General features: G+C 34.5%; 7 protein-coding genes. All 7 read left to right on the forward strand.

Annotated features, from left to right (window positions below):
- Positions 1-49 precede the first annotated feature (49 nt).
- Complete coding sequence (locus RMO83_RS01720) at positions 50-3,511, forward strand: hypothetical protein (protein ID WP_310557940.1); 3,462 nt, start codon at positions 50-52, stop codon at positions 3,509-3,511.
- A 76-nt stretch (positions 3,512-3,587) separates the two neighbouring features.
- Positions 3,588-4,781, forward strand: a complete 1,194-nt coding sequence (locus tag RMO83_RS01725) for a glycosyl hydrolase family 17 (protein WP_310557941.1) — start codon at positions 3,588-3,590, stop codon at positions 4,779-4,781.
- 76 nt (positions 4,782-4,857) lie between these two features.
- Positions 4,858-6,300 carry a glycoside hydrolase family 30 protein gene (locus tag RMO83_RS01730; protein ID WP_310557947.1) on the forward strand — a complete coding sequence of 481 codons (1,443 nt, stop codon included), beginning with the start codon at positions 4,858-4,860 and terminating at the stop codon, positions 6,298-6,300.
- Between the two features lie 35 nt (positions 6,301-6,335).
- Positions 6,336-8,696 carry an MFS transporter gene (locus RMO83_RS01735; protein ID WP_310557942.1) on the forward strand — a complete coding sequence of 787 codons (2,361 nt, stop codon included), beginning with the start codon at positions 6,336-6,338 and terminating at the stop codon, positions 8,694-8,696.
- 4 nt (positions 8,697-8,700) lie between these two features.
- The gene (locus RMO83_RS01740; RefSeq protein ID WP_310557943.1) at positions 8,701-9,636 is read left to right on the forward strand and encodes a glycosyl hydrolase family 17 protein; all 936 of its coding nucleotides are present in this window, start codon (positions 8,701-8,703) and stop codon (positions 9,634-9,636) included.
- 9 nt (positions 9,637-9,645) lie between these two features.
- Positions 9,646-10,575: a glycosyl hydrolase family 17 protein gene (locus tag RMO83_RS01745; RefSeq protein WP_310557944.1), complete on the forward strand. Its 930-nt coding sequence runs from the start codon at positions 9,646-9,648 to the stop codon at positions 10,573-10,575.
- 70 nt (positions 10,576-10,645) lie between these two features.
- Positions 10,646-12,304 carry a family 16 glycosylhydrolase gene (locus tag RMO83_RS01750; RefSeq protein WP_310557945.1) on the forward strand — a complete coding sequence of 553 codons (1,659 nt, stop codon included), beginning with the start codon at positions 10,646-10,648 and terminating at the stop codon, positions 12,302-12,304.
- The last annotated feature ends 246 nt before the right edge of the window (positions 12,305-12,550 follow it).

Raw genomic sequence — 12,550 nt, forward strand, 5'->3', positions numbered from 1 at the left:
TAGGTAATCACAGCCTAACCATTTACTTCAATTTTAAAAAATAACAATAATGAGAGAAAGTTCAACCTCATTTAAAGAACACCAAATGAATAACTTAAACCACCCTGTAGCAATAGATATAATCACAATCGAGGGCGAACAATTCTATAAAATATCCAACTGCGACAAGATGCGTCCTTTTTTTATGAGCATCGTTAGCGATTCGGATCATTGGATGTTTATTTCCAGTAATGGTGGCTTATCTGCGGGTAGAAAAAACGCTGAATTTGCCATTTTTCCCTACTACACAGACGACAAAATAACCGAGTTTGCTGATATAACCGGAAGTAAATCTATTTTTCAAATTCGTTTTGATGAGAAAGTAATGCTGTGGGAACCTTTTTCAGAACGGTTCAATCAAAACTACAACTTAACTCGAAATATTTATAAAAATTTTTACGGAAACAAAGTTATTTTTGAAGAAATTCATAATGATTTACAACTGACTTTTAGATACCAATGGAATTCCAGCAATCTTTTTGGTTTTGTGAAAAAAGCGGAATTGACAAACAACTCTATTATAGATTATAACATTACGGTTTTAGATGGTATTCAAAATATTATGCCACACGGCGTAAGTAGTGATTTACAATCCAGCACAAGCAACCTTGTTGATGCCTACAAAAGAAATGAATTGCTTTCAGAAAGTGGATTAGGTATCTATGAGCTAAGCGCAATTATTGTCGATAAAGCGGAACCAAGTGAAGCACTGAAAGCAAATATTGTTTGGTCATTAGGAATGAACAACCCAACTTATTTATTATCTTCAAAACAGCTAGCTGCTTATAGAAAAGGGCAAACAATAACCAAAGAAACCGATATAAAAGGCGAAAAAGGTGCCTATTTTATTTCAAACGAATTGTTTTTGCCTCAAAACTCTACTGAGATTTGGCATATTATTGCCAATGTCAATCAAAATCAATCACAAGTAGTGCAACTAAGTGAGTCGATTATACATGATAAAACGCTTGAAAGACAGCTTTATAATGATATCAAATTAGGACAAGAAAACCTTATCGCGCTTACAGCCTCAGCTGATGGTTTGCAATTTACAGCTGATAAATTTATTGACACCCGTCATTTTGCCAATACACTTTTCAATATTATGCGTGGCGGTATTTTTGATGACAATTATCAAATTGGCAAAAAAGATTTTACACAATATTTTGCAAAAGCAAATAGTGTGGTTTTTGAAAAAAATCAAGACTTTTTCCAAAATTTAAAAGATGAATTCTCTTATAACAATTTGCTTAGTTTGATAGATAACTTCGAAGGTGAAGATTTAGTAAGACTTTGCACAGAATATTTGCCACTAAAGTTTAGTCGCAGACACGGAGATCCAAGTCGTCCTTGGAATAAATTCTCTATCAATACACGTAGTGAAGTTGATGGTTCAAAAATTCTAGATTACGAAGGAAATTGGAGAGATATTTTTCAAAACTGGGAAGCATTAGCCTTTGCCTATCCTGATTTTATTGAAGGGATGATTTTTAAATTCCTCAATGCTTCCACATTCGATGGTTATAATCCGTACAGAGTTACAAAAAGTGGATTCGATTGGGAAGCTATAGAACCAGATAATCCTTGGTCGTATATTGGTTATTGGGGTGATCATCAAATTATTTATTTGTTGAAATTTTTAGAATTCATTGAAAAGTATCATCCCGGAAAATTGAACTCCTATTTTGAAAAAGAGTGTTTTGTATATGCTGCTGTTCCTTACACCATAAAAGCGTATCAAGATATTCTCAAAAACCCAAAAGACACTATTGAATACAGTCACAGTTGGGAGAAAAAAATTATTGAAGAACGCAGTAAAATTGGAGCTGATGGTGCTTTGATTAGAAGCAATGAAGATGAGATTTACCACGTGAATTTTATCGAAAAAATTTTAGCCACTGTTTTAGCCAAAATGTCAAATTTCATTCCTGAAGGTGGAATTTGGATGAATACTCAACGTCCCGAATGGAATGATGCCAACAATGCTTTGGTAGGAAATGGAGTTTCTATGGTCACGCTGTATTATTTGCATCGATTTTTAAAAACATTCCAAGGTATATTGGATTCTTCCGAATTGGAAACTATTAAGATTTCTAATGAAATGGTAGAGTTCTATCACGAAGTTAGAAATTGTTTGCTAGAAAATCAACACTTACTTTCCGGAAAAATTGATGATCAATCCCGAAGAAAAATACTAGATCGCTTAGGAAAAGCAGCTTCGGATTATCGTTTTCAAGTGTATAACAGCGGATTTTGGGGTAAGAAAAGAACCCATTCTATGGCTGGATTAAAAGCATTTACAAAAGTATCTTTAGCATTTATTGAACATTCTATTCGTGCCAATCAAAGACCTGATCATTTGTATCAAGCCTATAATTTGATGTCTATTACGACTGATGGTATTGTTATTTCTAACCTTAGCGAAATGCTTGAAGGTCAGGTAGCAGCGCTTAGTTCAGGATATTTAACAGCAAGTGAATCTTTGCAAATATTGGATGCTTTGCGACATAGTAGTTTGTATCGTCCTGATCAAAACAGCTATATTTTGTATCCAAATAAAGACTTGCCTAAATTTTTAGAAAAAAATAATATTCCTAAATCGAGCATCGAGAATTCAATTTTATTGAAAAAATTATTGGCTAATTCGAACCTTTCCATTTTAAATATGGATTGTAAAGGCAATTATCATTTCAACGGGAATTTTCACAATGCCAATGATTTGAAAGCGTCTTTAGAGCAACTCAAAAATCAAGAAGAGTACACACTTTTGATTGAAAAAGAATCGAATACAATTTTACAGATTTTTGAAGATGTTTTTAATCATAAAGCTTTTACAGGAAGATCAGGAACATTCTTTGGTTATGAAGGATTGGGTTCCATTTATTGGCACATGGTTTCAAAATTGCATTTGGCAGTGCTTGAAGTAATTGAAAAAGCGTATCTGGACAATGAAGACAAATCAGTAATTACGGCATTGTCTTCGCATTATCAAGAAATTGGTGAAGGAATAGGCGTTCATAAATCACCAGAGGTGTATGGTGCATTTCCAACCGATCCATACTCGCATACTCCATCGCATCGTGGCGCACAACAACCGGGAATGACAGGACAAGTAAAAGAAGATATACTTACAAGAAAAGGTGAATTGGGAATTAAAGTTTCCGATGGTAAACTTACTTTTGATCCTGCTTTATTAAACAAAAACCAATTTTTACAACACGAGGAAACAGTAAGTTTTAATGATTTAAAAAGCAAAGCGTATTCCTTGCAATTAGAAACAGGAAGTTTAGCATTTTCAGTATGTCAAGTGACTGTAATTTATACAATAGAGGAGCAGAATCAAATAGAAGTAGTATTCACGGACAACCAAACAGAAATTTTTCCATCATTAACGTTGAACCTTGAGATGAGTCAAAAGATATTCAACCGTACGGGAGAAATTAGCCAACTAAAAGTAAGTATTAACATTTAAATAAATGATCAAAGCATCAAAATTTGTAGTACTTATTTCAATAATTACACTTTTATTTTCGTGTAGTAGACAACTTATGAATTCAAAACAATCAGCAGAAATAACCGCAAAAGATATTATAGGGAATCCAAAATACCAAGCTATTTGTTATGGTGGATTTAGAGAAAAAACAAGAGATATTGAACCTACTATTGCTCAACTAAAGGAAGATTTGCAACTACTTTCAGCAATGAATATTAAAGTGCTTAGAACTTATAATGTACACAATAAAGAGGTTTCAAATTTGTTAATCGCCATAAGAGAATTAAAAAAAGAAGATTCCAATTTTGAAATGTATGTAATGCTGGGCGCCTGGATTGATTGCAAGAATGCTTGGACGGCTCTTCCTCCAATTCACAATGTTGAGAGTGAAAGAAATGCTGTCGAAATAGCTGAGGCAGTACGATTATCAAATGAATATCCTGATATTATTAAGATTATAGCTGTAGGTAATGAAGCAATGGTAAAATGGGCAGCGAGTTATTATGTAGAACCTGCCATCATTTTAAAATGGGTAAACCACTTGCAAAATTTGAAAAACGAAAAGAAATTGCCGTCGACTTTATGGGTTACCACTTCTGACAATTTTGCTTCTTGGGGCGGTGGAGATGCAGAATATCATGTAGAAGACTTAAAACAACTTATACAAGCTGTTGATTACATTTCTATGCACACATACCCAATGCATGACACGCATTATCATCCTGTATTTTGGGGAGTTTTAGAACGTGAGAAACTAGTGTCTGAAAAGCAAAAAATTGATTTTGCCATGGTCAGGGCAAGAGATTACGCTATCAATCAATATAGAAATGTTTCTAATTATATGAAATCCTTGGGCGTAAATAAACCAATAGCCATTGGCGAAACAGGTTGGGCTTCATTATCAAGTGAACTTTACGGTAATTCCGGTTCGAAAGCAACAGACGAATACAAATCGGCACTGTTTTATAAATTAATGAGAGAATGGACTAATAAGGAAAGAATATCGCTTTTTTATTTTGAAGCCTTCGATGAACAATGGAAAGATAGCGGAAATCCTTCGGGTTCTGAGAATCATTTTGGATTAATCAATTTGCAAGGACAAGCCAAATATGCCCTTTGGGAAATGGTAGATAATGGTGTTTTTAAAAATTTAGCACGTGATGGTCAACCCATTACAAAAACCTATAATGGTGATGAAAAAGCATTATGGCAGGATGTAAAAACGCCTTCTATGTTGAAAACCAATTAATTTAGTGATGAAAAAAGTTCAATGCATTTTAAATCGTTTCAAAATTTTAGTACTAATTGTAAGTATCACTTTTTCTATGAACAGTTGTAAAGCAACGCAAGAATTAAAAACCGAAGTTTATGAAACTTCTGCCAATGGCAATTCATTAAAAAAAATTACTGAGTTTTCAAAAAGTAAAACTCAGGTAGTTATTACTTTAAATGAACAAGAAAAATTTCAAACTATAACCGGTTTTGGCAGTTCATTTACAGAATCTAGTGCCTATTTATTGAATAAATTGAGTGCTGCAAATCGAAATAAAATCTTGGAAGCTTATTTTGGCGAAAACGGTGCCAAGTATTCATTAACTAGAACACATATTGCATCTTGTGATTTTTCGCTAAGTAATTATACGTATGCCAAAGTCGAAAATGACAAGTTATTAGAAAATTTCACTATTGAAGATGATAAATCGGATTTAATACCAATGATTTTAGAAGCTAAAGCCATTTCAAAAGAAGGTTTTAAAATCATAGCCTCGCCTTGGACATCACCGCCTTGGATGAAAGACAACAAAAAATATGTGGGCGGAAAATTACTGCCAGAATACAATGATTCGTTTGCTTTATATTTTTCAAAATATTTAGAGGCATATAAAAAAGAAGGAATCAACATTTGGGGAGTTACCGTAATCAATGAGCCGCACGGCAATGGAAACAACTGGGAAAGTACCCTGTTTTCGCCCAAAGAAATGACAGATTTTGTTCAGAATCATCTGGGACCAAAATTAGAAAAAGACGGCTGGGGACAAGTTAAAATATTAGGTTACGATCAAAATAGAGCAGGTTTACCGGAATGGGTAGATGAAATGTTCAAAGACGAAAAATCTTCTAAATATTTTGCCGGAACTGCCATCCATTGGTATGAAAGCACTTATGATTATTTACCAAAAGAATTGCAATATGCGCATCAAAAAGCACCGAATAAATATTTAATTCAAACCGAAGCTTGCGTGGATTCTGAAATTCCACATTGGAATGATGATGCTTGGTATTGGAAAAAAGAAGCCACCGATTGGGGTTGGGATTGGGCATCTGAAAAAGACAAACATTTGCACCCAAAATACGCTCCAGTAAATCGCTATGCAACTGATATCATTGGTTGTTTAAACAATTGGGTCGATGGTTGGGTCGATTGGAATATGGTTCTGGACAAGCAAGGAGGACCGAATTGGTTCAAAAATTGGTGTGTAGCACCAGTAATTGTCGATCCAGAAAAAGACGAGGTCTATTTTACACCCTTATATTATACGATGGCACATTTTAGCAAATTTATGCGTCCTGGAGCGGTTAAAATTGGTTGCCAAATCAGCAATAACGATTTAATGTCAACCGCTGTAAAAAATCCAGACGGAAGTATTGCAGTGGTAATTTTTAATCCTACGGAGCAAGAATTCGTTATAGAAATCAATCAAAACAGTAAAAAGAAAACTATTTCTATTCCTGCAAAAGCATTGCAGACAATAGTAATTAAACCTTGATAGCCAAATAATTACAATAATTAACCCTTACTATTATGTCAAATAATAATTCGAACTCAACAGGAATTGTTCCAATGAGTCAAAAGATCGCTTTTGGATTAGGAATGTTAGCCAATCAAATGTTCCCCGCAGCATTGGGTATTTTTATGGTTGTGCTGGTCGAAAATTTAGGTATGCCAACTTGGATGTGGGGTATTACATTTTTCTTACCCAGAATCTTAGACGCTTTTATTGACCCAATTATGGGTTTTATTTCAGACAACACTCGGTCTAAATGGGGAAGAAGAAGACAATATGTGTTTATAGGCTCTATTATTATGGGCATTTCTTTTATTGTGATGTGGCAATTGTACAGAGAAAGCGGGATCGATTATAATTTCTACTATTTTCTGATATGGTCAATCGTATTTTACTTGGGATTATCCATTTTTAGCGTCCCTTTTGTGGCAATGGGTTATGAAATGAGTGATGATTTTCACGAAAGAACAAGCATTATGGCTATATCGCAATGGATAGGACAATGGGCTTGGGTAATTGCACCCTGGTTTTGGGTAGTGATGTATGACCCTTCTTGGTTTCCTAATGCAGATACTGCGACCAGAACTTTGGCTGTTTGGGTTGGTCTATCTTGTATGATATTGGCGATGATTCCAGCTATTTTTATTAAAAGCAAGTCAACTATTGACGAAGTGAGTTATTCTCCATTAACCTTTAGAACGATGGGAGGCAGTTTAAAAGAAATTTTTTCGAGTTTTGTTGAAGCTTTTAAAAACAGTCCTTTCAGAAAACTTTGCATAGCTACTTTCTTAATTTTTAATGCCTTCAATACTGTCGCTGGTTTTACTTTTTTTATCGTTGTTTACTATTTATTTAACGGAAGTTCAGCAGATGCGGGTATTTGGCCAACACTTTTTGGATGTTTAGGAGCGTTATCCACCACTTTTGTTGTCATTCCGATAGTTTCTTGGATGTCTAAAAAAATGGAAAAAAAGAAAACGTTTTTAGTTTGTCAAGGAATATCCGTTTTTGGCTATATTTTGCTTTGGTTTCTTTTTATTCCCGGAAAACCTTATATGTTTATTTTTGCTTTGCCATTCTTTTCCTTTGGAATTGGAAGTTTATTTACGTTAATGATGTCTATGACGGCTGATGTTTGCGATATGGATGAGTTAACTTCAGGTAAACGCAGAGAAGGAATTTTTGGAGCTATTTATTGGTGGATGGTAAAATTTGGTTTTGCTATTGCCGGACTGTTAACGGGTATAATAATGTCTTTTGTTGATTTCCATCCTGGAGCAGCAACACAAACAGAAGGTGCAGTAACAGGTTTGCGACTTTTTTTCTCAGGGATTCCAATTTTAGGAACATTGATAGCAATGTGGGTGATGAGGGATTATGACCTGACAGAAGAAAAAGCTAAAGAAATCAAAAAAGAGTTAGATTCAAGAAAGCTTCCTGCAAAAAAACAATCCTCAGCTTATCTATCAGGAAAATTACTTTCATTAGATAAAATCGGAAGTACATTAAATTCTAAATTGGGTATTGATTTTAGTTCTAAAACTGAAGCTGAAATTGCCAAACAATTTTCAGGAATTTTGAATAACGGTTTACACGGTTTGTGTTTTAGCCCTTATGTTGAAGGACAAGATGCAGGCGATATTTTATCTGAAAATCAAATTAAAAGAAGATTGGATTTAATAGCACCACATGTGCAATGGATTAGAACTTTTTCCTGTACAGAAGGCAATGAATTAATACCCGAAATAGCACACAATATAGGGCTCAAAATCGTAGTTGGAGCATGGATTAGTGCTGATAAAGAAAGAAACGAAAAGGAAATTCAATCACTTATTCTTTTGGCTAAAGCCGGTTTAGTAGATATAGCAGCTATCGGGAATGAAGTATTGCATAGGGAAGAAATAGCTGAGCAAGAATTAATTGGATACATCCAGAGAGTGAGAGCAGCAGTACCAGATTCAATTCCTGTAGGATATGTTGATGCGTATTATCAGTTTCTGAACAGACCTGCTTTGGTTGATGCTTGTGATCTTATTTTAGTCAATTGTTATCCTTTCTGGGAAGGTGCTGATAATGATTTTGCGCTAAATTATTTGAATAGAATGATGGAATTAACGCAACTTGCTTCCAAAGGAAAAAAAGTAATTATTACCGAAACAGGATGGCCTAGTAAAGGAGATAATATTGAAGCTGCAGTTCCTTCTCGTTTGAATGCAATGAAATATTTTATAGCAGTGCAAGATTGGGCTAAAAATCGTGAAATTGAACTATTTTATTTTTCATCATTTGACGAATCGTGGAAAATTAAACAAGAAGGAGAAGTTGGTGCTGGATGGGGCATTTGGGATAAAAACGAAAATTTAAAATTTAATAATTAAAGGTATGTCATTTAGAGAAGGTCATTATTTTTCATTAGAAGATAATAAAAACAGCGAACAAGGTCAAAGTAGTTATCAAGAAATTCAAATTTCGGATATTTCATCCAACGAATTATCCAAGTTATGGAGAGAAACTTTAGAAAGCGGAATGCATGGTGTTTGTTTCAGTTTATACGAAGACGGACAAAAACCAGGTGATATTATTTCGGAAGAGCAAGTGCGACGAAGGATGAAAATAATAGCTCCATATACCAAATGGGTTCGCTCTTTTTCGTGTACGGAGGGGAATGAGTTTATCCCGAAAATCGCTCACGAATATGGAATTAAAACATTAGTTGGGGCTTGGCTCGGCGATGATCCTGATGTCAACGAAAAAGAAATTGAAGGATTAATAAAGCTCGCAAACGAAGGTTATGTTGATATCGCTGCCGTAGGAAACGAAGTGATGTATCGCAAAGATTTAACTGAAGAAGAGCTTTTAGATTTCATCGATAGAGTAAGAAATACAATACCAAATACCATTCCGATTGGATATGTAGATGCGTATTATGAATTTTCGCACCGACCAAATATTACCGCAGTTTGCGATGTTATTTTAACCAATTGCTATCCATATTGGGAAGGTTGCCCTGTCGAGTATTCATTTAATCACATGATCAGTATGTTTGAATCGGCAAAATACGCTGGTCAAAACAAGCGAATTATTATTACCGAAACAGGTTGGCCAAGTCAAGGTGGTTTTCTTAAAGGAGCTGTTGCCTCTAATGAAAATGCCATGAAATATTTTATTGACTCCCAAAATTGGTCCAAGCAAAATGACATAGAGATGTTTTATTTTTCTTCTTTTGATGAATCATGGAAAGTAGGTCCAGAAGGTGAAGTTGGAGCTTATTGGGGAGTTTGGGATAAATACGAAAGTGTAAAATTTGGAGATAAATAAGAAATAATCATGTCTTATAAAGAAGAGCGTTATTTTTCGATTGAAGAGTATAAAGAAGTAATTGCACTCCAAAAAAATGCGGATGAAATTCACATTTCTGAAATTTCAACTCAAGAACTAGCTCATTTATGGAAAGAAACTCTTGAAAAGGGTATGCATGGGGTTTCCTTTAGTGCATATGAAGAGGGGCAAAAGCCAGGTACCATAATAACAGAAGAACAAGTTCGTCGCAGGATGAAGATAATTGCTCCGTATACCAAATGGATTCGGTCTTTTTCCTGTACTGAAGGCAACGAATTTATACCCATAATTGCCCGTGAATTTGGCATTAAAACATTAGTTGGTGCTTGGTTAGGAGAAGATCATCAAGTCAACAAAAAGGAAGTAGAGGGGCTAATACATTTAGCAAAAGAAGGTTATGTAGATATTGCTGCTGTTGGAAATGAGGTACTGTTCAGAAAGGATTTGACTGAAGATAGATTGTTGGAATATATCAACATAGTAAAAAATTCAATACCAAGTTCCATTCCCGTAGGCTATGTAGATAATTATTACGAGTTTTCATTTCGAACAAGAATTACAGATGTTTGTGATGTAATTTTAGCAAATTGCTATCCGTATTGGGATGGTTGTTCAATAGATTATGCTTTTCATCATATGCAAAATATGTTTGAAACAGCAAAAAGCAATGGCGGTGACAAAAGAATAATTATTACGGAGACAGGTTGGCCAAGCCAAGGAGGTTCTCACGGTGCAGCTTATGCATCACAAGAGAATGCCATGAAATATTTTGTTGATACGCAAAAATGGTGCAAACAAATGGACATAGAAATGTTCTATTTTTCCTCATTTGATGAGTCTTGGAAAGTAGGAGCAGAAGGAGATGTAGGTTCTTTTTGGGGTATTTGGGATAAAAATGAAAAATTAAAAAACAACTAATTATTTTAACAGTCAAACATAAATCATGATTAAAAAAAAGCTCCTTCAAATACTATTTTTATTTTTTCTAATGAGTCAATTTTCTTGTGCGCAAGTTGATGTTGTGTATAAAGATCTGGTTTGGTCTGATGAGTTTACTACTAATGGAACTGTTGATTCCAACAATTGGTTTCATCAAACCCAATTGTCAGCAGGTGGAAACTGGTTTAATAATGAGGTTCAACATTATACCAATCGAACGACCAATTCCTCGGTAGCAAATGGCAATTTGAGTATTGTTGCCAAAAAGGAAACCTTCACAGATCAAAATGTAACTAAGCAATATACATCGGCGCGGTTAAATTCAAAATTTGCTTTCAAATACGGTCGAGTAGATGTCAGAGCAAAAATTCCAAAAGATGCTGGAACTTGGCCTGCCTTGTGGATGCTCGGGAAAAATGTAAATGAAGACGGTGGTTTTTTTGATTCCAATTACGGTACAACGGATTGGCCCGCTTGTGGTGAAATTGATATTTTGGAACATGGAATTACTCGTTCTAAACCAGATAATTACATTCAAAGTGCCTTGCACACGCCATCTTCTTTCGGAAATACTTTTAATATTGGGGGTGTGGTTGTAGGGGATAATATTGCTAACAATTATCATATTTATTCAATGAATTGGTCTCCTAATCAAATTTCATTTCTTGTCGATGACGTCGTTTTTTATACTTACAATCCAACAGTAAAAGATGCCAACAATTGGCCATTCGATAAAGAACAATACATACTTTTGAATATTGCTATGGGCGGAATAGCGGGAGATATAAACGCTAATTTCACTCAAACTAGCATGGATATTGATTATGTTAGAGTATATCAAAATACAACTATTGACACGCAAGCACCTACAAATTTTACAGCTAGTGTGGGTACCATTACAGGTTCTTCTGTGGCATTAGTGTTGAATGCTACCGATAACTCGGGAAATGTTAGCTACAATGTCGATTATGGTTCTGGAACGAGTTCGACATATAGTCCTTCGGGCACTCAAAAAACATTAACTATCAATAATTTGGATCAAAACACCAATTATACTTTTACTATTTCAGCAACTGACGCCTCGGGAAATGCTGCTGGTAATAATCCAATTGTACTCACCGCCAAAACAACTACAATTTTGCAGTGTACCGGTACTGAAACACAAGCAACACAGGGCGCTTTCTCTTTAGGTTATAAATATACTTTTGAAACTATAGGAACAGATGTAAAGATAAATTTTGAATTGTTGGATACAGACAAAGTTGGTACAGTGGCTTTTTTATGGAAACAATCTCCTTTTTCAGAATCGCAAATGTTAAATGTTTCAGGAAATATTTTCACGAAAACCATTACAGGACAAACCATCGGTTCAACCATTAGCTACGCTTGCAAATTTGCTTATGCCGGTGGCCTGTCCGTGACGAAATACATTTCTTATGTGGTTGGTAGTAATTGTTCTTTACGAGTAGAAAAGGTATTCGGTTTAAATCAATTTTGCTACCCAAATCCGGTACAAGATGTGTTGCAGTTGCAACTGTTAGATGAGCAAAATCAAATTACTTTGACCGATATTTTAGGACGTAAGGTGTTAGAAAAGATTGTGCCATCTTCGCATAAAATCGACATGAGTGCTTTTAAATCGGGAATGTATTTTTTAAAGATAAATAATGCATTCGGAATCCAAAACTTAAAGATCATTAAAGAATAATGCCAATTGTTGAAACAAATTGTAATTAGGCTACTTGATTAAACAATAGTTAAAATGCAAAGGTGTAATTATCTAAAAAATAATTACACCTTTTTGATTTTTATTCTAAATAGTCATTCCTTAAAAATGAATTAACAATTTGATTGTTAATAACTTGTGATTAAATTCAGTTGAAAACAGTACTTTTAAATCGCCAAAAAGTGTATATTTCGGTATAAAAAAGTGGCAATATGTTAGGCAAAATAA

This window comes from Flavobacterium sp., assembly GCF_031423415.1.
GTDB lineage: Bacteria > Bacteroidota > Bacteroidia > Flavobacteriales > Flavobacteriaceae > Flavobacterium.